The sequence below is a fragment of the Salinicola endophyticus genome (genome assembly GCF_003206575.1).
In the GTDB taxonomy this organism is placed as follows: domain Bacteria; phylum Pseudomonadota; class Gammaproteobacteria; order Pseudomonadales; family Halomonadaceae; genus Salinicola; species Salinicola endophyticus.
The window spans coordinates 92070-112194 of record NZ_PZJO01000010.1 but is presented as its reverse complement, the minus strand read 5'-3'; the positions used below and the strand labels follow the sequence as shown (position 1 = coordinate 112194).

17 protein-coding genes are annotated in these 20125 nt (G+C 68.3%); 6 read left to right on the top strand and 11 right to left on the bottom strand.

Translation table 11 applies throughout. From position 1 onward, the window contains the following. Positions 1–2 precede the first annotated feature (2 nt). The 4 genes from DOM66_RS17585 to DOM66_RS17570 all read right to left on the bottom strand — a co-directional run bounded on the left by DOM66_RS17585 (position 3) and on the right by DOM66_RS17570 (position 2849). Positions 3–1046 (bottom strand): nickel/cobalt transporter, encoded by a 1044-nt coding sequence (locus DOM66_RS17585; protein WP_232825272.1) that lies wholly within the window; start codon positions 1044–1046, stop codon positions 3–5. Then, on the bottom strand, positions 1034–1729 hold the full coding sequence (locus DOM66_RS17580; protein ID WP_232825271.1) for a DUF1007 family protein: 696 nt from the start codon (positions 1727–1729) through the stop codon (positions 1034–1036). Before DOM66_RS17580 ends, DOM66_RS17585 begins: the two co-directional genes overlap by 13 nt. An 80-nt stretch (positions 1730–1809) precedes the next feature. Next, positions 1810–2238, bottom strand: a complete 429-nt coding sequence (locus tag DOM66_RS17575) for a hypothetical protein (RefSeq protein WP_157958868.1) — start codon at positions 2236–2238, stop codon at positions 1810–1812. Continuing rightward, positions 2235–2849, bottom strand: coding sequence for a hypothetical protein (locus tag DOM66_RS17570; protein ID WP_110677072.1), 615 nt, complete (start codon positions 2847–2849; stop codon positions 2235–2237). The genes DOM66_RS17575 and DOM66_RS17570 overlap by 4 nt, the downstream gene beginning before the upstream one ends. A gap of 198 nt (positions 2850–3047) precedes the next feature. Here DOM66_RS17570 and DOM66_RS17565 point away from each other — a divergent pair, with 198 nt between their 5' ends. The 4 genes from DOM66_RS17565 (at position 3048) to DOM66_RS17550 (ending at position 8458) form a co-directional block, all read left to right on the top strand. Continuing rightward, on the top strand, positions 3048–4190 hold the full coding sequence (locus DOM66_RS17565) for a glycerate kinase (RefSeq protein WP_110691040.1): 1143 nt from the start codon (positions 3048–3050) through the stop codon (positions 4188–4190). Positions 4191–4474: 284 nt separating this feature from the next. After that, positions 4475–4948: a Dps family protein gene (locus DOM66_RS17560; protein WP_110677068.1), complete on the top strand. Its 474-nt coding sequence runs from the start codon at positions 4475–4477 to the stop codon at positions 4946–4948. 196 nt (positions 4949–5144) lie between these two features. Next, complete coding sequence (locus DOM66_RS17555; RefSeq protein ID WP_245392481.1) at positions 5145–6881, top strand: methyl-accepting chemotaxis protein; 1737 nt, start codon at positions 5145–5147, stop codon at positions 6879–6881. Beyond that, positions 6878–8458, top strand: coding sequence for a chemotaxis protein CheW (locus DOM66_RS17550; protein ID WP_110691038.1), 1581 nt, complete (start codon positions 6878–6880; stop codon positions 8456–8458). The genes DOM66_RS17555 and DOM66_RS17550 overlap by 4 nt, the downstream gene beginning before the upstream one ends. Here DOM66_RS17550 and rmuC read toward each other — a convergent pair. Continuing rightward, a complete protein-coding gene (gene rmuC / locus DOM66_RS17545; protein WP_110691111.1) occupies positions 8455–10086 on the bottom strand; it encodes a DNA recombination protein RmuC in 1632 nt (543 codons plus the stop codon). The genes DOM66_RS17550 and rmuC overlap by 4 nt on opposite strands. A 162-nt stretch (positions 10087–10248) precedes the next feature. Here rmuC and DOM66_RS17540 point away from each other — a divergent pair, with 162 nt between their 5' ends. After that, on the top strand, positions 10249–10812 hold the full coding sequence (locus tag DOM66_RS17540) for a type 1 glutamine amidotransferase domain-containing protein (protein WP_110677063.1): 564 nt from the start codon (positions 10249–10251) through the stop codon (positions 10810–10812). A gap of 114 nt (positions 10813–10926) precedes the next feature. Further along, positions 10927–12075 (top strand): App1 family protein, encoded by a 1149-nt coding sequence (locus DOM66_RS17535; RefSeq protein WP_245392480.1) that lies wholly within the window; start codon positions 10927–10929, stop codon positions 12073–12075. 42 nt (positions 12076–12117) lie between these two features. On the opposite strand, the gene DOM66_RS17530 is transcribed toward DOM66_RS17535, so the two are convergent. From DOM66_RS17530 to DOM66_RS17505, 6 genes are all read right to left on the bottom strand, one after another. Next, the gene (locus tag DOM66_RS17530) at positions 12118–12759 is read right to left on the bottom strand and encodes a Vat family streptogramin A O-acetyltransferase (protein ID WP_110677061.1); all 642 of its coding nucleotides are present in this window, start codon (positions 12757–12759) and stop codon (positions 12118–12120) included. A gap of 146 nt (positions 12760–12905) precedes the next feature. After that, positions 12906–14381, bottom strand: a complete 1476-nt coding sequence (locus DOM66_RS17525; RefSeq protein ID WP_110691037.1) for an aminoacyl-histidine dipeptidase — start codon at positions 14379–14381, stop codon at positions 12906–12908. 112 nt (positions 14382–14493) lie between these two features. Then, positions 14494–16806, bottom strand: a complete 2313-nt coding sequence (locus tag DOM66_RS17520; RefSeq protein WP_157959094.1) for a tRNA(Met) cytidine acetyltransferase TmcA — start codon at positions 16804–16806, stop codon at positions 14494–14496. 21 nt (positions 16807–16827) lie between these two features. Next, the gene (locus DOM66_RS17515) at positions 16828–17241 is read right to left on the bottom strand and encodes a hypothetical protein (protein WP_110677055.1); all 414 of its coding nucleotides are present in this window, start codon (positions 17239–17241) and stop codon (positions 16828–16830) included. Positions 17242–17416: 175 nt separating this feature from the next. Then, positions 17417–18967: a DHA2 family efflux MFS transporter permease subunit gene (locus DOM66_RS17510; RefSeq protein ID WP_110677053.1), complete on the bottom strand. Its 1551-nt coding sequence runs from the start codon at positions 18965–18967 to the stop codon at positions 17417–17419. Positions 18968–18980: 13 nt separating this feature from the next. Further along, positions 18981–20069, bottom strand: a complete 1089-nt coding sequence (locus DOM66_RS17505; protein ID WP_110677050.1) for an HlyD family secretion protein — start codon at positions 20067–20069, stop codon at positions 18981–18983. Between the last annotated feature and the right edge of the window lie 56 nt (positions 20070–20125).

The following is a 20125-nucleotide window of genomic DNA, read 5'->3' as shown; positions in this document are numbered from 1 at the left end:
ACTCAGGAAGCGCTATGTGCCCCCGGCAGCAGCGGCGAACCCGAAGCCGCACCCGGCGTCCCGAGAAAGGGCGCGCCGGGTGCCGGGCCCTGCTGCCACTGGGCCAGGCTGAGCGAGAGGCCCAGCGCCAGGATCACCGCGCCGCCGGCAAAGCCGACCCAGGCGCCCCACGGCCGACGCCCGGAGAGCGGCGCCAGGCGCCGCTGGGTCCACTCCCGCGCCAGCACGCTCGCCAGCGCCAGCGATGACACCGTCAGCGCGGTGCCCAGCGACATCGCCAGTACCGCCACCACGCCCTTGCCGAACTGATCCAGCAACGCCGAGGCGCCCAGCAGCAGCACCGCGCCGCTGCAGGGGCGAATGCCGATGGAGAGCACCGTCAGCGCCGCCGTACCCCAGGCCTGGGCGCGCTGGGGTGAAACGTGATGGTCATGGCCACAGCCGCAACCGGCGCCGTGATCATGGATATGTTCATGGCTGCGATCATGAGCGTGATCATGGTCATGAGCGTGACCAGCCGCCGCCCGAGGCGCGGCGTGCCAGCGCCACAGCCGACGCAGCGAGCGCCAGCACAGCCACAGCCCGACCAGCGCCACCATCACGAAGCTCGCCAGTTCCGCCTGATCGACGCTGGCCATCGCCTCGCGGGTCAGCCAGCCGAGCCCGAACACCAGCACCGCGACCAGCGCGATCGCCATCAGCCCCTGAAGCAGCGAGGCGAGCGCGGAGAGTGCGATGGCGCGCCGCCAGGCCCCGCCCTGGGAGGCGAGATAGGTGCTCAACACCACCTTTCCATGGCCCGGCCCAGCGGCGTGGAAGACGCCGTAACCGAAGCTGACACCGAGCAGCACGCTCCAGGTGGCAAGCCCCGGTGCGCGGTCGATGGCGGTGATCGCCGCGGTCAGGGCGTGATAGAGATCGCGCTGCCACAGCACCACCTGCACCGCCGCCTGCTGCCACCAGCCGAGCCAGTAGATCAGGGCGGCGGCGAGCAGCACACCACCCAGTGCCAGCGCCATGCTGCGCCAGGGGGTCAGCCGGGACATCGAATCTCTCCGGTTTCGGCGAAGAAGCGCCCCAGATTGGGCTCGCCGTTATCGGTCTTGTCGAGCATCGCCGCCTCCATCACCTTCTGCGGATCGGGCTTGGCCTTGACGATACGCGTGGTGCAGCCGGGCGGCGCGTTGGACAGGGTCAGCGCCTCGGGTAGCGGCTGGGAGCCGTCGGCATTGGCCTCGTGGACCATCTCGATGTAATAGGTGGGATCGAAGACACGATAGCGCAGCAGGTGCCCGCCCAGCGCCACCGGCTGCGCCAGCGGCAGCACGAACTGGAACACCAGCCGCTCGCCGTCGATCTCGGTGTTGGTGTCGACCACCTCGGCCTGGGCCAGTTCGCGCCCGTCGAGATCGATCCAGGTCAAGTTGTGCTGGGTGGCGAGGTTGTTGCGGATCTCGGTGCCGAGGGCATCCAGCCGTACCGCCATGCTGCTGTCGTCATCGACGTTGGACAGCTCCTCCATCACCACCTGGCTGTAGAAGGGGTCCATGCGCCAGCGCTGACGCAGCGCCTCCAGCCGACCCTGGGCGTCGAACTCCCCGCGCACGCTGATATCGACCCAGCCGTGGGGGTGGGCCGACGCCAGCAGCGGCCAGCCCAGCGTACACACGCCCACCACCACGCCCAGGGCCAGATTCAGGTTCAGCCACCGTGTCAGACCCCGTTTCAACCTTTGGCTCACCCCCTGGCTCAGCCTCTGGTCAAGACGCCGCCGAGCCAGATGAGGCCGAAAGGCATGCGACTTGCCGGTCACGGCAGCAGCCCCAGGCGGCGCTGCACGTCGATGAACAGCGGATCGAGCGCGGCGGCGTCCAACGGCTGACCGCCGCGACGCCCGCTCAGGGTGAGATAGGTATCTCCGTTCTGCAGTACCAGCCCCGGCGGGCGCTGGCTGCCGCCGCTGACCTCGGCGTGCACCTCGTAACCACTGCGCGAGGCGAGCACCGCATCGATCTGGCGCAGGTCGCCGTCGGCCTGACGAATCACGAAGCCGCGCTCGGCGAGCATCGCCAGGGTGGCGCGCAGGGTGGCATCTTCGCTGGCGCTGACGGCAATGCTGCGCGGCTGCGCCGGCGGATTCACAGCGCAGCCGGCGAGCCCCAGCAGCAGGCCCAGGATCAGCGCGCGGCACAGGCCCACGCTACCGCGGCGCGGGAGGGCGGGCAGCAACCGGCTCATGGGCTCACCCCCGCCGCCGGCGCCGCCAGCCGGGACTCGATCGACTGGCGCAACTGGGCGCAGAAGCCGGGCTGGTTGTAGCTGCGCGCGTCGATCAGGTAGCCGTTGTGGTCGACCACCACCGAATCGCGATCGACAAAGGTGGTCGCCTCGGGGGTGACCACCGAGACCCGCTCGATCTGCACCGGATCGGTGTTGTAGCCGCCGCCGAAGCCCTGGAAGACGCCCAGCGAGTAGCCGTGGCCCCCGCCAAGGCCGAAGCCGCCCCAGAAGCCGGTGCGTCCGAAGGGGCTATCGACCGCCCCCAGCCCGGGCTGGGCGGTGCGCCGCTCGGCGCTGACCAGGCCCAGCTTGGCGTCGGTGTCGAGCACCTGATAGCCCTGCTGCTCCAGCGCCTGGCGGGTGGCGCGCAGGCGCGCCAGGGTCTCCCCGGTGGCCGGCCACTGGCAGGCGGCGGGCAGTGAATCCGACCGGTTGGCGGCCAGCGGTGCCGGCGTGGCCAGCGACTGGCAGCCGCTGGTCAGCGCCACCACGGCGCCGACGACGAGCCAACCGGTGGAGCCTGGACGCGTCGCGCGGGGCCACCGGCAACGCCAGGATGATGGTTTCATGGCACTCTCCTCGAGAGGCAACGGCGAACAGCGTGAGCATGCCAGTTGGCCCTTCGCCGGTCCATGTCCATTAGGCGTTGCACGAAAACTGTCTGCGCTCCACCGCATGCCGCGGGCAGGGCCGTCGCCGCGGCCGTCGAACGACGCTATGCTGGTGACGCCACTGCCCCCACGCCGTCAGCCACAGCCGAGGATTCGATGAAGATCGTCATTGCTCCCGACAGTTACAAGGACGCGCTCAGCGCCCGCGAGGCCGCCGCCGCCGTGGCCCGCGGCATCGCCCGCGAATGGCCCGAGGCGAGCCTGCACGAGTGCCCCATGGGCGATGGCGGCGAAGGCACGCTGGATGCGCTGCTTGCGGCCACCGGCGCCGAGCGGCGCCGTGCCCGGGTACAGGATGCGCTGGGCCGCCCCGCCGAGGCGCACTGGGGCTGGCTCGCCGCGTCGCACACCGCCTTCATCGAACTGGCGGAGGCGAGCGGGCTGCAGGCCCTGACGCGTGACGAGCGCACCGCCCTTCACAGCACCACCCATGGGGTCGGCGAGCTAATTCTGGCCGCACTGGACGCCGGCGCCCGCCACTTGGTGCTGACACTGGGCGGCAGTGCCACCAACGACGCCGGTGCCGGCATGCTGGTGGCCCTCGGCGCCCGGCTGCTGGATGGCGACGGCCAGCCGCTGCCCGCGGGCGGCGCGGCGCTGGCCGAGCTGGCGACACTCGATCTCGATGGCCTCGACCCGCGGCTGGCCTCATTGACGGTTCAGACCGCCGTCGACGTCGATAACCCGCTGCTCGGGTCCCAAGGGGCCAGCGCCATCTTCGGCCCGCAGAAAGGCGCCAGCGACGCCGACGTCGAACGTCTCGACACGGCGTTGGCGCACTTCGCCGACCACGCCGCTCAGGTCCTCGGCGAGGACCACCGCGAGCTGCCCGGCGCCGGCGCCGCCGGCGGCATGGGCTTTGCCGCCCGCGCCTTTCTCGCTGCCGAGCTGCGCCCCGGCATCGAGCTGGTCATGGCACAGGTCGGGTTCGATGCACTGCTCGCCGGCGCCGACTGGGTGATCACCGGCGAAGGTCAGCTCGACGGTCAGAGCCTCTCCGGCAAGACACCGATCGGGATCGCCCGGCGCGCGCAGCAGGCCGGGGTGCCCAGCGTGGTATTGGCCGGTCGGCTGGGCGACGGCTGGCAGGCGGCCTTCGACCACGGCGTCACCGCTGCCTTCGCTCTCGCCGACGGCCCGCTCACCCTCGACGCCGCGCTGGACCGCTGTGCGGCGCTGCTGGAGGACAACGCCCGCAGCCTGGCACGGGTGTGGCGCGCCGAGCGCGAGCGTGCCTGAGAGGATATCCTCTTCCCGCGGACGGCTATGATATCTCAGAGGGTGTTTACAAATTCGACGAGCGAAGACAAGACAAGGCGAAATCGATCGAAAAAGCGGAGTTTACATGGAGTAAATGAGTACTTTGAGATCGATTTCAACGCCGTATTGTCGAGCGCAGGCATTTTGTAAACACTCTCTCGGATAGTCGGGGCCTATGCCGGCCATACCCAGGCTTGGCTGGGCAGCGGCGGCATGGCGGCATACACTTTGGTCGCGCCCATCTCTTTCTAAGGAGGAATGTCATGTCGGATACCAACGCCATCGGCCTGCACGCATCCGCAGCCGAGCAGCTCGCGGAAAAACTCAACGCGCTGCTGGCCAACTACCAGATCTTCTACATGAACACGCGTGGCTACCACTGGAACGTCAAGGGCGAGCAGTTCTTCGAGCTGCATGCCAAGTTCGAGGAGATCTACACCGACCTGCTGACCAAGGTCGACGAGGTCGCCGAGCGTATCCTGACCCTGGGCTACCAGCCGCTGCACGCCTACAGCGACTACTTCTCGGTGTCGAAGATCCAGGAGGACACCAAGGTCTCCGACGGCAAGCAGTGCGTGCGCGGGCTGGTCGAGGGCTTCCAGGTGCTGATCGAGCTGCAGCGCGATCTGCTCTCCCAGGCCAGCGACGCCGACGACGAGGGCACCGCCTCGCTGGCGAGCGACTATATCCGCGAGCAGGAGAAGACGGTCTGGATGCTCAACGCCTACCTCGGCTGACGCGTTCGCTCTCACCGCCGCTGACGACGACGATGCCGCCCTCCGGGGCGGCATCGTCTTTTGGGCCCGGTTTATCTCGCCGATAGTCGCGTTTCATTAAACTTCGCCCCGCCCCAGCCGATGTTGTGCGTTACCCACCATGAGCCTTGCAACCCGGCAGGCTCGCGGCTTACTTCCCGCACCGCGGAGGCAGACCATGTCCCTCGATACTCCCGCCGACAGCTCCGACTCACTCGCCGCCCCGCCACTGGAGGCGCTGTGGCAGGCGGTCAACCGCTCCCAGGCCGTGATCGAGTTCGATCTCGACGGCCACGTGCTCGACGCCAACGCGCGTTTCCTCGAAGCCATGGGCTATCGCCGCGACGAGGTGGTGGGGCAGCACCACCGCCTGTTCTGCGATGAGCGCTACGCCCAGAGCCGCGCCTATCAGGAGTTCTGGACGCGCCTGGGGCGCGGCGAGTTCGTCAGCGGCGAGTTCAAGCGCGTCACCCGCCAGGGCGAGGATATCTGGCTGCAGGCGACCTACAATCCGGTGCTCGATGACGAGGGCAAACCGCACAAGGTGATCAAGCTGGCCTCGGACATCACCCTGCAGAAGCGTGCTGTCGCCGAGTACGAGGGCAAGGTCAAGGCGATCGATCGCGCCCAGGCGGTGATCGAGTTCGATCTCGACGGCCATGTGCTCACTGCCAACCAGCACTTCCTCAATACCGTGGGCTACACCCTGGATGAGATCGAAGGGCGTCACCACGCGCTGTTCTGCCAGCCGGACTACGCCAAGAGCGACGACTACCGCCAGTTCTGGGCGCGGCTGCGCCAGGGCGAGTTCTACAGCGGCGAGTTCCGCCGTCTCGACAAGCGCGGTCACGATATCTGGCTGCAGGCCAGCTACAACCCGATCCTGGACGCCAGCGGGCGCCCCTACAAGGTGGTCAAGTTCGCCCACGACGTCACCGCCGAACGCCTGCGCAACGCCGAGTTCGAGGGCCGGATCAACGCCATCGACCGCGCCCAGGCAGTGATCGAATTCGACCTCAAGGGCAATATCCTCGCCGCCAACCAGAACTTTCTGGATACCCTGGGCTACCACGCCGACGAGATCGAGGGTCAACACCACCGCATGTTCTGCGCGCCCGATCATGTGGTCAGCCGCGAGTACCGCGACTTCTGGCTGGCGCTGAGCCGTGGCGAACTGTTCGACGGCCGCTTCATGCGTCTGGGCAAGCATGGACGCCGGGTCTGGATCCAGGCTACCTACAACCCGATCTTCGATGCCGACGGCAAGCCCTACAAGGTGATCAAGTTCGCCACCGACATCACCGCCGAGGTCGAGCTGGAGGAGCATATCCAGGCCCAGACCGAGGCCATGAGCCAGTCGATCCACGCGCTCAACGCGTCCATTGCCTCGATCGCCGAGAACACCCAGCTAACCCGCTCGCTGGCCCGCGAGACCCAGCAGGAGGCCGGCCGCGGCACCCAGTCGCTGAACGATTCACGCGAGGCGATGGCAGCGATCCAGAAGTCGTCCGAGGATATCGATGCGATCGTCAAGGTGATCGGCGAGATCGCCTCGCAGACCAACCTGCTGGCGTTCAATGCCGCGATCGAGGCCGCCCGCGCCGGTGAGCACGGGCTGGGCTTCTCGGTGGTCGCCGACGAGGTGCGCAAGCTGGCCGAGAAGTCCGCCGACGCCACGCGTCAGATCAACCGTCTGCTGGGCGAATCGCTCAAGCGTATCGACAGCGGTAACGCCGTGACCCAGCGCGCCACCGACTCGTTCGCGCGCATCGTCGAGGGGGTGGCCCAGACCACCGACTCGATCGAGGAGATCGCCACCACCGCCAGCGCCCAGCTCGAGACCGCCAATCAGGTGGATACCGCGATCCGTGAACTGGCCCGGGCGACCCGCGGCGAGGAGCGGGCGAAATCATGAGCGCACGCGTCTTCGGCATCCTGCGCGTCGGTGCCGGCGATGTCGCGCTCGATGCCCACGATCTGCAAGAAGTAGTGCGCCTGGAGCGCCTGCCACCACCACGGCCGCGGGCGCCGGCATGGTCGCGGGGCACACTGTCGCTGCGTGGCCAGCCGCTACCGCTGGTCGACCTGGCAGGGCTGCTGCAGCTCGATCATGACGTCTCGGCAGCGTCCACTCTCGATACCCCTGATAAACGCCATGTCGACGGCGCCCGGAGCAGTGGCCACAGCCAGAGCAGGTCCCAGGCCAGCTTCGTCGCCGTGGTGGCGCATCGCGGTGCGCGTTTCGGGCTGTGTGTGAGCCAGATCGTCGACGTGATCGAAGTGCTGGCTGACCAGCAGCATGCGGTGAGCCACGGCGACGGCAGCACCCTGGCACTGACGCCTTCGCTGATCGATCACCCGAGCCTGGCAAACCCGGCGTACCTGCTCGATCTGGATGCGCTGTTCGCGCTGGAAGAGATGGTCGCGGTGACACCGTCGCCAGCGCTGACCGAGCGCCAATCGTCCGACGCTTCGGCGCCGCCGACACTGACCAGTGACGCCACGCCGACGCGGATCAGCGCCCGGCGCTGGCTGATCGTGGAGAGTGGTGGCCAAGCGCTGGCGCTGGATACCGAGATCGTCGGCGAGGTCGCCAACTGCCCCGAGATCGAACCGCCGCCGATCGAACTCGACGCTTACCTCGGCAACGTCACGCTGCGCGGTGCACGGCTGCCCCTGTTCGACCCCGGCGAATTGATCGGGCGCGCCCCGCAGCGCTCACGGCCCAGCTACATGGTGGTGCTCGCTGGCCCCGAGGGGCGTCTGGCACTGGCCCTGGAACACGTCACCGCGCTCAGTGCCGACGGCACCCTGTCGCCCGCCGGCCCGGGGCAGCCGGCGGCGGTGGCCGGACTGGTCATCGGCCCCACGGGGCGCGATGCGCTGGCGCTCGATCACCGGGAGCTGCTGTCGGCGCTCAATCTGAGTGCGCTGGCGCGCCTGCATGCGCGGCTCGACGGCACCCAGACGGGCAGCTCGGCCGCCGAGCACCAACCCCGGCGACGCTTCGCGCTGGTGCGCTTCACCTGTGACGGAGACTACACCACGTTGCTCGATCAGCTCGACGCGGTCGACGTCGCCCCCACCGACTATCTCAAGAGCGGCGGTGACCCGCGCTTCGTCGGCGTCTGGCGCCGTCACGGGCACAGTGTGGCCCTGGTCGATCTGCGCCACCTGCTGGGTCGCGACGCGTCGCGCCCACCCCAGCACGTGCTGATCGCCGACAGCGGCCAGGGGCTGATCGGCTTTCTCGCCGACGCGGTGCAGCGCATCGACTACGTCGAGGCGGCCGAAGAGAGTCTGGTGGTGCGCTGGCGCGGTGACATCGACCCCGAGGCCCCAGCGATCGAACGCGCCAAGCGGCTGGTGGCGCTCGGCGTCGGCGCCCGCCATCAGGTGATGGCGATGATCTGCCTGCAGGGCCTGGCCATGGACCTGGCGGCGAGCAGTGCAGCGCTGCCGAAAGCCGACGACACCGCCGAGTCCGTCTAATCCGACCTGCCCGGCTCCGAACGGACTCGCGTACCCGGTGCGGCATCGCTCTCGCCGCTACCGGTATGCGCGCCGTCTTCGGCGCGCTCGCTCTCGCCATGGCCACTCTCGCCATGGCCACTCTCGTTAGGGCCGCTCTCGGCGTGCTCACCCTTGGTGTGCGCATCCTCGGCATGCCCGTTCTCTTCGTCTTCACCCACGCGACTCGCGTCGGCGCCGCGCGGCGCTCGATCGAGTGCCGCTTCGTCAGCGTCTGCCCCCGCCTCCCGGGTCAGATGTTCGGGCAACGCGCGCTTCATGCGTACGCCGAGCTTCTCCAGCGCCAGCGCCTGGCCAACCAGGCTGCCCTGGCCGGTGGCGAGCCGCCCCATGGCCTGGTCGTAGCTGCCCCGGGCACGGCCCAGGTGGCGCCCGACATCCTCGAGACTCGAGACGAAGCCCTGGAACTTGTCGAGCAGCTTGCCGGCGCGCTCGGCAATATGACGCGCGTTCTCGTTCTGGCGCTCCAGGTTCCACAGGCTCGCCACGGTGCGCAGGCTGGCAAGCAGCGTGGTCGGCGTGACCACCACGATGTCGCGCGAGAAAGCGTCCTGGAACAGGGTGTCATCGAACTGGAAGGCGACCGCGAAGGCCGGCTCGATGGGCATGAACAGAAACACGAAGTCGGGCGAGCGCAGCCCCGGCAGACGCGGGTAGTCACGCCCCGCCAGCCCGTCGATATGCGCGCGGATCGCCTGCACGTGGGCGCGCAGCGCCTGCTCGCGCTCGGCGTCCTCCTCGGCATTGACGTAGCGCACATAGGCGTTGAGCGAGACCTTGGCGTCGACGATCAGATGCTTGTCGTCGGGCAGGTAGATCACCGCATCGGGGCGCTGACGCCCCTGCTCGCCCTCGATCGAGACCTCGCGGCGGTACTCGATATCGCGGCGCAATCCGGAGCGTTCGAGCACCGACTCCAGCATCACCTCGCCCCAGTTGCCCTGCATCTTCTTGTCGCCCTTGAGCGCTCGGGTCAGGTTGGCCGCCTCTTCGGTGATCTGACGGTTGAGGGTGGCGAGCTGGTCGATCTGCACCTTGAGCGTGGTGCGCTCGCGCACCTCCTCACCGTGAATCTCCTCGAGACGCTGGCGGAAGCCGCTGACCTGCTCGCGGAAGGGCTTGAGCAGCGCCTCGAGGCTGTCTCGGCTCTGGGCGCTGTAGGCACGCTGGCGCTCGTCGAAGATCCGCCCCGCCAGCGCCTCGAACTCCTGGGCCAGGCGCGCCTTGGCCTGCTCCAGAAGCTCCAGGCGCTCGGCATGCTGGCGCTGCTGCTGCTCGTTCAGGGTCTCGAGTCGACCATAGCGCTCGCGCAGATCGGCCAGGCGCGCATTGAGACTCTCCACCTGCTGGTCGCGCTGGGCCAGTTGACGCTTGAGTTCGGCCTCGCGCTCGCGCAGTTCGTCCTGCTGGGCATCGCTCTGGGCCAGCTCCTGCTCCAGGCGCTGGCGCTGGCTCTCCGCCTCGCGCAGCCGCGCGCCGAGCCCTGCCCCCCTCGCGCTTGCCTGACGCCACTGCCACAGCGCCACCCCGCCAGCCAGCGCCAGCACACAGGCCAGCCCCCAGGCGAGCGCCACCGTATCCGCGTTCATCGCGCTCTCCATCCGCTCATGCCCTCCATGATCCTACCGCCGCCCGCCAGGGCCGCCTTGCACTCTCGCCCTCATGTTCCACACTGAGGGGCGGGCAACACGTGGACCGGGATGGCCCACGACCCCATACACTCCATGACACATCACGACCAGGAGGTCACGATGGCTCAGCAACTCAACGGTAAACGCGTCGCCATTCTCGCCGCCGACGGCTTCGAGGAGTCCGAACTTGCCTCTCCCCGCGCCGCACTGCAAGGCCAGGGCGTGGAAACTCACGTCATCACTCCGGACGGCAAGGGTATTCGCGCGTGGGCCGAGACCGATTGGGGTGACACCTACGAGGCCGACAAGGCACTCGATGCCGCCAACCCCAGCGACTACCATGCGCTGGTACTGCCGGGCGGCCTGTTCAACCCGGACACCCTGCGCCTGAACGACAAGGCGCTGGCCTTCGTCAAGGCGTTCTTCGAGGCCGGCAAGCCGGTCGCGGCGATCTGCCATGCGCCCTGGATCCTGATCAACGCTGGCGTGGTCGAGGGGCGCAAGCTCACCTCGGTGGCGTCGGTCGCTCAGGATCTCAAGAATGCCGGTGCCCATTGGGTGGACGAACCGGTGGTGGTCGACAGCGGCTTTGTCACCAGCCGCACACCGAAGGATCTCGATGCCTTCAACGCCAAGCTGCTCGAAGAACTGGCCGAAGGCCGGCACAGTCATCAGCACGCCTGAGCGTCACCCCGCACGAGACCGAACGCCCGCCGTCAGGCGGGCGTTTTCGTGTGCTTTGCGGGATCGCCCTGTGCTCCGCATACTCAAGGCACTCGACCCAGGAACCGCCAGCCCGTGACCCACTTCACCTCTTCATCGCGCCGCCTGCCGCGCCTGTTCATCGGCAAGCTGGCCCACTTCGCCAAGAAACTGGTGCGCCTGTTCACACGGCCGGTGCGCCGAGACAGTGGCCGTGGCGGGGTCGTGGTGCACCCATTTCGCGGCTATGGCTCCCAGCGCGAAGCCTTCATCATGGGGCGCGTGTTCCGTCAGCCAGGCCGCCTGCTGGCGTGGCAGGAGGGCGGCATGATGCAGGACGTGGTCGATATCGCCCGCCGCGTAGTACGCCGCGGCATCGCCGAGGCGCGGGTCGACATCCGACTCGGCGCCACCCACGCTTCGGTGACCACCGACCGCGATGGCTACTTCTATGCGCATATCGAGATCACCCATACCCTCCCCGCCGACGCGATCTGGCACACCGCCAAGCTGCAGGTGATTTCCGAAGAGGACGCGATCAGCACCGAGACCGAGGTCTACATCCCCCCGGCCAGCACCGACCTGATCGTGATCAGCGATATCGACGACACCGTGATGTACACCGGGGTCGCCAACAAGCTCAAGATGCTCTATCGGCTGTTCGTCGAGACCGCCGACCGGCGCACCGCCTTTCCCGGTGTTGCTGCGCTCTATCGTGCGCTCTACGGCGGTGTCGAGGGCAATCGCAAGCGCCCCATGCTCTATGTCTCGCGCGGGCCCTGGAGCATCTACGAGATGCTCGAAGCGTTCTTCAACATGAACCGCATTCCGGTCGGCCCGATCCTGTTCCTGCGTGAGTGGGGCATGACGCTCAAGCGCCCCTGGCCGCGCAAGGCGGAAGAGCACAAGTCGGACGTGATCCGCAACATGCTGGCGCTCTACGAAGACCTGCCCTTCGTGCTGATCGGCGACAGCGGCCAGCGCGACCCGGAGGTCTATACCGAGATCGTCAAGGCGCACCCGGACCGGGTTCGCGCGATCTATATCCGCAAGGTGGACGACGACCCGGCGCGCGACGCCGCGATCGCAGCGCTGGCCGAGGAGCTGCGTCAGGCCGGCTGCGAACTGGTGCTCGCCCGCGACAGCGTGAGCATGGCCGAGCACGCCCGCGACAAGGGGCTGATCTCGGAGGAGGGTTGCGAGGCGGTACGCGCCGATACCCGCGCCCAGCAACAGCGAGAGTGATGCGCTGTGGCGGTGCTCTGACACCATGGATGGGATGAGGCTTCAGGCCCGGGGCGCGCACGCCATCAGCGCATCGATATCCCCCGAGACGATGTGCGCCAGGTGTTGCGTAATGGTCTCGATGGGCCAGTCCCACCAGGCAAGTTCGTTGAGCCTGGCCACGTCTTCCGCCGCGAAGCGCTGTTTGATCGGTTTGGCCGGATTGCCACCCACGATGGTATAGGCCGGCACATCGGAGACCACCACGGCGCGTGAAGAGACAATGGCACCATTGCCGATGGTGACACCTGGCATGATCAGCGCGTCGTAGCCAATCCAGACATCATGACCGATGACGGTGTCACCCTTGAACGGCAAGTCACCCGCTTCCGGCATGACCTTTTCCCAGCCGTTGCCAAAGATCTGGAAAGGATACGTGGAGATGCCTGAGAGCTTGTGATTGGCACCATTCATGATGAAGGTCGCGCCACGCGCGATGGCGCAGAACTTGCCGATGACCAGCTTGTCGCCAATGAATGGGAAGTGGTAGAGGACGTTGCGTTCGAAATTCTCCGCCCCTTCCGGGTCGTCGTAGTAGGTATAGTCGCCGACGACGATATTCGGATTCCGCACCGTATTCTTGATGAAACAAACCTGCGGGAACCCTGCCATGGGGTGCTTGGTGTCTGGGTTCGGACCGTGCACGGCGTTTCTCCAACGACTTTTCCAACGCGTTTCTTCAACCCCAGGGGAGCAGTCGCACTCCGCCGCGGGGTGTCGAAGCGCGCTGTCGTTGTCAGGCCGGCGTCATGGCGCCGCCGACCTGAGGGTGCCTATCCGTATGGCGCTTGTCAGGCGGCGCGGCCGGAGCCGATATCCGCCACCAGCGCCTTGAGGACCCGCCAGAACTCCTCGACCGAGGCGATCTCGGTGCGCTCGGTGGGCGAGTGGGCGCCGCGGATCACCGGGCCGAAGGAGATCATCTCCAGCTGCGGGTACTTGCTGCCGATGATGCCGCACTCGAGCCCGGCGTGGATCACCTTGACCGCCGGCTCCTGGCCCAGGGTCTCCTGGTGCAGACGCTTGAAGCGGGCCAGCAGCGCGCTGTCGGCGCTCGGTGTCCAGCCCGGATAGCCGTTTTCGACCCGAGTGCGCGCGCCGATCAGCCCGAAAAGCGCGGTAAAGCGGTCGGCCAGGTTGCGCGTGGCGCTGTCGCGCAGCGAACGCACCAGCGCGCAGAGGTGGAAACGCCCGTTCTCCAGCGTCACCACGCCGAGGTTGTTGGACGTCTCGACCACGCCCGGCACTTCCACGCTCATGCGCTCGATGCCGTAGGGCGAGGCATGCAGCGCCGCCACCAGCAGGTCGGTGGCGGTGTCGGTCAACGCCTCGGCCTCGTCGCAGGAGAGCTCGCCCGGCGAGAGCGTCAGGGTGACGCCGTCGTCGACACCGGCCAGCTCGTCGCGGTAGAGCGCCTGCAGCTCGGCCAGGGTCGCTTCCAGCGCCGGCAGATGGCTCGCGTTGACCACGATGGTGGCGAAGGCTTCCCGCGGCAGAGCGTTGCGCAGGGTGCCGCCGTGGTAGTCGACCAGACGGATGTCGTACTCCTCCAGTGCCCGCAGCGCGCGCACCAGCAGTCGGTTGGCGTTGCCCCGCTCCTTGTGGATATCGACCCCGGAGTGACCGCCGACCAGACCGGTGAGCGCGAGACGCCGCATCACCTCTTCCTCGTCACAGCCGCGCATCGGCAGGTCGGCATCGATCACCACGTCGGCACCGCCGGCGCAGCCGATGTAGACCTCGCCGCGATCCTCGGAGTCGAGGTTGAGCAGATAGCGCCCTTCGAGCCAGCCCTCGTCGAGACCCAGCGCGCCCTTCATCGAGGTCTCTTCTTCCAGCGTGAACAGCGCCTCGATCGGCCCGTGGGCGATGTCGTCGGTTTCCAGGATCGCCAGCGCAGCGGCCACGCCGAGGCCATTGTCGGCGCCCAGGGTGGTGCCACGGGCGTGCAGCCAGCCCGCGTCGACGTAGGTGTCGAGCGGGTCGTTGAGAAAGTCGTGGGGGCGGTCGGCGTTGGCCTGGGTGACCATGTCCAGATGGCCCTGGAGAATGATCCCCGGCACCGACTCGCAGCCGGGCGTGGCCGGCTTGCGGATACGCAGGTTACCGCTGCTGTCGCGATCGTGGGCGAGCCCCTGGGCATCGGCCCACTGCTCCAGCGTTTCCACCAGTCGGGCTTCGTGCCCCGAGGCGCGCGGCGTGTTGCACAGGGTACGGAAATGACGCCAGACGGGTTCGGGGGAGAGCGTTAACAGATGATCGTTCATGTCGATTCCGGCCTCGCCGACACCGGCAGGCGGCGGCAGGCTTCCAACGGTGAAGGAAGAGAAGGGCCCGGCCCGCAGCGCGGCGGGCGGCCTGTTTCTGCGTGCCAACACCTTACTCGCCCGGCGCCGGCTTGACCATATCGCCGCCTTCACCGGCCGCTGCGAGCAGGCCACGGGCGAGCGCCCGGGCGCTCTCCTGGCGCCCCCGCCGGCCGTCGTCCGAGAGGCGTTCGTCATGGCCCTGGAACAGGGCCGCCACTGCGGTGGCAATGGCTGACGGCGTACCCAGCGCTGAGGCGGCATCGCCGCCCGGCGCATTGTCCGCCTTGACAGACGCCACCTCTCCCCCGGGCACGGGCTGGCGTCGCCACCAGTCGAGCCACGCCTGGCGCAGCCAGGGCCGCACCAGGGCCAACTCGCCACCACCGGCGGCAAACCAGGCCAGTCGCGCCTCGACCACCGAAGAGGCCGGGTCGGGCTCCCCTTCCCACAACAGTGCCGCCGCCACCTCGGGGTCGAGATCCCGCGCCGCCTGGCTGAGCAGATCCGGCAGCAGCAGACGGAAATCCATTGCCATGGTGGCCAGCGCATCCCGCGCCACAGGCGTCAGCCCCCGCCCCAGCATCAGTGCCGGCTCGCCGCTGGCCGCCTCGCGGGTCAACCCCAAGCGCAGGCTCACGAACCCGGCCCGGCGCCAGAAGGCGATCAGCCCCGGTTCGGCGCCGAAGCTGACGCCGAGCCGACCGACCCCTGCGGCACTGGCTTCCTCGGCCACCGCAGCGAGCAGTTGGCTGCCCACACCACGGCGGCGCCAGGCCGGATGCACGGCGATCCGCATGAGTCGCCACCAGCGCACGCGGGCCGCGTCGAGGTGGCCGCCATGGAACGCCAGCGACTGCGCCATCAGGTGCCCCCGCGGGCGGCGTCTGCCTTGGTGGATCTCCTCGGCCAGGGCGGCGTCGAAGCCCCCCTCCGGCTGGACCACGGCGATCGCCACCAGCGTCTCGCCGAGCATCACCGCCGGCAGCATGACCTCGGGGCCGTCGAGCAGATGACGCAGATCGCTGGGCGCGGTGCGGTAGTGGGCCTGCACCAGCAGTCCGAAGACCTGGGCCAGCCGCTCGGGGTCCGCCGCCAGTGCCTCGCGGTCGAGCCAGACCACCTGCGGCGCGTGGCTGACGGCGCTGGCCGCCACCGTTTCGGCGCTCGCCGCCTCGGCATCGAGGCACAGCAGATCGCGGGTCAGCGCCTCCAGCGGGTCGCCCTCGGCCCAGCGCACCGGCGCGCTCAGACGCAGCCGCCGCCAGCCGGGCGTCAGCCGGTCGAGACGCTCACGCAGGCGCACCTCGAAGCCACGCCCGGTGCCTTCGTAGCCGTGCACCGTGGTAGCAAAAGCGAGCCGCGGAAAGCGTTCGAGCCAGCGGATCAGCCGGGGGGCAGGGATCGCCGCCGCCTCGTCCACCAGCAGGGTCGGCGGCGAGTGCGGGTCGACCTCTGCCTCCTCGAGCGCGGGCAGCACCCGCTCCGGCGGCAGCCAGGTGATTTGCGCCGTCTGCCCCGCCAGGGCCAGGGTGAAACCCGCCTCATCCACGCGGCCTTCCGGCAGCAGCGCCACGAGGCGCGCAAATAGCGGCGCCACCGCCTCGCGGGAGGGCGCGGTCACCCAGAGCTGCCGCTCGCCCTGCTGCAGCCGGCGCGCCGCGGCGATCCCCAGGGCGGCGCTCTTGCCGCGCCCGCGGTCGGCGACCAGCACCAGCGGCCGGCGCCGGCGCAGCCGGGTCAGCCGCGCCACCGCCTCGGCCTGATCGGCGGTGAGACAGTCGGTGTCCCTGCTCGTCGGTGTCGATGGCGGTGTCTGCGCCTGTGCCGGGCCACCCGCCGATAGCGTCGCCCGCCCCGCCCGCGGCAGTGCCGCGTCGGGCGTCCACACGGCCACCGCTTCTGCAGCCGTCAGCCCCCGCGCCACCCGGCGCAGATAGCGCGCCTTCAGTATGTCCGCCGCGTGGGGCCACTGGGTCAGCCGGCGGTAGTCGGCGTCGCCCCGCCACGGGCCCGCCTCGGGGGTGAGCCAGTGCGCCGGGGTCAGCAGCACCAGCCAGCCGCCGGCGAGGACAGTACCGCTGAGCGCACCGAAAGCGTCGGGGTCGAAGCCCCCCTGGGGCGAGGCGGCATCGACGACCACCAGATCGTGTTCCTGGCCCAGCCGCGAGCGCGCCCTGGATGCAGCGATCCGGGGTATGTCGGGCGACACGCGCTCGCTGGCCGGGCCGACCCACAGCGGCGCGCGCCAGTCGCCGGCGGCGATCCACGCGGCAGCGCGCGTCAGCGCCGTGCCGGGGTCGGCGGCGATCCACAGGACCCCGCGCACCCGGCGCTCACGCAGCCCGTCACACTGCGCACGTAGCCACGCGGCCAGCGGGCTCACGTCTTTCTCCAAAGAGATCGCCTATCCAAAGAGATCGCCGAGATCGGGTTTCAACGTCGGGCAGAAGCGCGCCAGAACCAGCGCCAAGGCCACGCCGCCAAGGGTCAGCAGTATCGGCAACCAGCTGAAGGCCACCCCGGAGGAGACATAGAGATAGAGAAAGAACAGCGACATCACGCCGCCACCGAGCAGGCGCCCGGCGCGCGCGCCGGCCAGGTAGACGCTGACCAGCACGCCGAGGCAGGGGATCAGTACACTGCACAGGTTGATCACGAACTCGCGTCCGGACGCGGCGACACCGGGCAACAGCAGGCGCGCCGCCAGCTCCCATACCAGCAGATAGATCAACACCGGGGCGGCGAAGGCGCCGATCAGGCGCGATACGGTACGAACGGGCTCATCGGCGCCCGGCTTGGGCGAATGCGGGGTCTGCATCATGGATTTCCGAAACGGGTTGGCAAGAGCGGCGCGGCAGTCGTGGCCACGCCACCGGCGTCTGGCGCTATTGAATCATCCGCGCCGCCCGCCTGCATCTCCCCCGCCCCGCCTCAGGGAATCACTGCATAAATGCCTGCGCTTCATCTCGCTCGACGATTTATTCAGCGCTTCCTCAGTGCTCGATGCGCTTGAGCAGCAGCACCAGCGGCACGCTGAGCAGATAGAGACAGCCCATCCACAGGAAGATGTCGTTGTAGGCGAGCACCTGGGTCTGCACGCCGATCCGCTGGCCGAGCATCGCCACGGCGCTATGGTAGGGGTCGGCGACATGCCCCATCAGTATCGCCTGGTAGTTGGCAATCTCCTGCTGGACCACCACCCGCCCCTGATCGAGGGCCGGAATCAGCTGGTTCCAGTGGTAGTCCTCGCGCCAGTCGCGCACGGTATCGAGCATGGCCAGCCCGACCGCGCCGCCCAGGTTACGCATCACGCTGAACAGCCCCGCGGCGTTGCCCAGCTCCGCCGGCCCCAGGGTGCCCAGGGCGATACGCGAGGCGGGGATGATGCACATGATCATGCCGGTGCCGCGCACGATCTGCGGCCAGAAGAACTGCCAGAAACCCGATTCACTGGTGAGATTCGAGTTCATCGCCGTGCCGATACCCACCAGCAGCAGGCCGAAGAAGAGCAGCACGCGCAGGTCGACCGAGTTGGTCAACCGCCCCACCACCGGCGCGGTGAAGAACATCGCCACCCCGGTGACGAACATGACCTCGCCGATCTGCAGACTCGAGTAGCCGCGCACGCCGCCCAGGAACAGCGGCATCAGATAGACCAGCCCGTACATGGCGATGCCGACCACGAACACCAGCCCGGTGCCGATCGAGAAGTTGAGGTTCTTGAACGCGCGCAGATCGACGATCGGATGCTCACAGGTGAGCACCCGCCAGAAGAAGCCGATGCAGGAGGAGACACAGAGCAGGGTCATCCACACGATCAGCTCGCTCGAGAACCAGTCGTCACCGGGTCCCTCCTCGAGCACGAACTCGAGACTGCCGAGGAACAGCGCGATCAGGATCAGCCCGCTGAAGTCGAGCCGCTTGGCGACGCTGGCGTCACCCTTGTCGACGTCGAGAAAACGCCACACCGCCAGGGTGACGAAGATGCCGGGAATCACGTTGACCAGGAACAGCCAGTGCCAGCTGAAGATCTCGGTGAGATAGCCGCCCACGGTGGGGCCGATCGACGGCGCCAGGGTCACCACCATGCCGATGATGCCCTGCACCGTGCCCATCGCCCGGCGCGGGAACAGCGAGAAGCTGACCGCCTGGGTCAGCGGAATCATGGCCCCGCCCATGAACCCCTGGATCGCACGCAGCACGATCAACTGATCGATGCTGGTGGCCAGCGCACAGCCCAGGCTGGCCAGGGTGAAGCCGGCGCACGAGATGACGAAGGCGACCCGGGTCGAGAGCCAGCGCATCAGCACCCCGGAGAGCGGGATCATGATGATCTCGGCGATCAGATAGGAGGTCTGGATCCACGAGATCTCATCGCTGGAGGCGGAAACACCGGCCTGGATCTCATTGAGCGAGCTGGCCACGATCTGGATGTCGAGGATCGCCATGAACATCCCGAACACCGCCGCAATGAAGCCGAAGCGGTGGTGCCAGGAGGGCATCTCCTGCGGGCCGCCATTGGCGGGCGGCGCGACCTCACTCATGCCGCGTCACTCCTCACGGGGTGCTGTCGTCGAGCGCGGGACCCGGATCGAAGTAGATCGCCTGACCGTCGACCTGACGTGTATCCACCGAGGGCTCCACCGAGAGCCCCGCCTGCAGCCGCCAGAGCTGATCCTTGGGCCCGGTGATGCGGATCTTGACCGGTACCCGCTGCACGATCTTGTTGAAGTTGCCGGTGGCGTTGTCCTTCGGCAGCAGGCTGAACTGGGTGCCGGTGGCCGGCGCCACGCTGTCGACCTTGCCGGTGTAGGCGATATCCGGGTAGGCGTCGACCTCGAGGGAGACCGGCTGCCCCACGCGCATGCGCTCGATGTCGGTCTCCTTGTAGTTGGCCACGACATAGGCACTGGAGGTCGGCACCAGCTGCATCAGGGTCAGCGACGGCTGGGCCAGATCACCGGCCTCCACCGTGCGGTTGCCGACCACACCAGCGCGCTGGGCCACGATGCGGGTCTTGGTGAGCTGGTTCTGGTAGTAGTCGATATCGGCCTTGGCGGCATCGCGCTGGGCCTGGGCACTCTCCACCGCGGCCTGATCGGCGCTCAGCCGGCGCTTGGCCGACTCGACGCTGGCCCGGCGCGCCGCCAGCGTGGCCTGGGCCACGCGCAGCGAGGCGCGGTCGTCGTCCAGTTGCTGGCGCGAGGCGTAATTCTTCGACGCCAGCGACTGCGAGCGTTCGAGGTGCTGGCGCGCCTGGGCGACGTCGGACTCCGCTGCGCTCACCTGCGCCTGGGCTTCGTCGATGCTGGCGCGGTCGAGCTCGATCTGGCGCTGGGCCTGGGTCACGCCGGCGACGTTGACCGCAAGCTGGGCCTGGGCCTGGGCCAGTTGGCTGCGGGTATCGCGATCGTCGAGCTGGACCAGCAGCTGGCCCGCCTCGACGCGCTGGTTGTCGGTCACCGCCACCCGCGTCACCTTGGCCGTGAGCTCGGCACGCACCGCCACACTGTCGGTGTGAATGTAGGCGTTGTCGGTGCCGACGAAGAAGCGTCCGGTATGCCACCAGTGCCACGCGAAGACGAGCGCGGCGACCGCCAACACCACGACCGCCGCCGCCGTGTAGAGCTTTTTCTTGATCTTCATGCCTTGATCTTCATGCCTTGATCTTCATGCCTTTGACTGGGTGCCGGAGACACAGG

Bases quoted from the DNA above. Each gene is read 5' to 3' on its own strand.
- DOM66_RS17565 (WP_110691040.1), top strand. From the start codon at position 3,048: ATGAAGATCGTCATTGCTCCCGACAGTTACAAGGACGCGCTCAGCGCC.
- rmuC (WP_110691111.1), bottom strand. From the start codon at position 10,086: ATGAACGCGGATACGGTGGCGCTCGCCTGGGGGCTGGCCTGTGTGCTG.
- DOM66_RS17570 (WP_110677072.1), bottom strand. From the start codon at position 2,849: ATGAAACCATCATCCTGGCGTTGCCGGTGGCCCCGCGCGACGCGTCCA.
- DOM66_RS17525 (WP_110691037.1), bottom strand. From the start codon at position 14,381: ATGAACGATCATCTGTTAACGCTCTCCCCCGAACCCGTCTGGCGTCAT.
- DOM66_RS17550 (WP_110691038.1), top strand. From the start codon at position 6,878: ATGAGCGCACGCGTCTTCGGCATCCTGCGCGTCGGTGCCGGCGATGTC.
- DOM66_RS17505 (WP_110677050.1), bottom strand. From the start codon at position 20,069: ATGAAGATCAAGAAAAAGCTCTACACGGCGGCGGCGGTCGTGGTGTTG.
- DOM66_RS17555 (WP_245392481.1), top strand. From the start codon at position 5,145: ATGTCCCTCGATACTCCCGCCGACAGCTCCGACTCACTCGCCGCCCCG.
- DOM66_RS17515 (WP_110677055.1), bottom strand. From the start codon at position 17,241: ATGCAGACCCCGCATTCGCCCAAGCCGGGCGCCGATGAGCCCGTTCGT.
- DOM66_RS17575 (WP_157958868.1), bottom strand. From the start codon at position 2,238: ATGAGCCGGTTGCTGCCCGCCCTCCCGCGCCGCGGTAGCGTGGGCCTG.
- DOM66_RS17560 (WP_110677068.1), top strand. From the start codon at position 4,475: ATGTCGGATACCAACGCCATCGGCCTGCACGCATCCGCAGCCGAGCAG.
- DOM66_RS17540 (WP_110677063.1), top strand. From the start codon at position 10,249: ATGGCTCAGCAACTCAACGGTAAACGCGTCGCCATTCTCGCCGCCGAC.
- DOM66_RS17585 (WP_232825272.1), bottom strand. From the start codon at position 1,046: ATGTCCCGGCTGACCCCCTGGCGCAGCATGGCGCTGGCACTGGGTGGT.
- DOM66_RS17510 (WP_110677053.1), bottom strand. From the start codon at position 18,967: ATGAGTGAGGTCGCGCCGCCCGCCAATGGCGGCCCGCAGGAGATGCCC.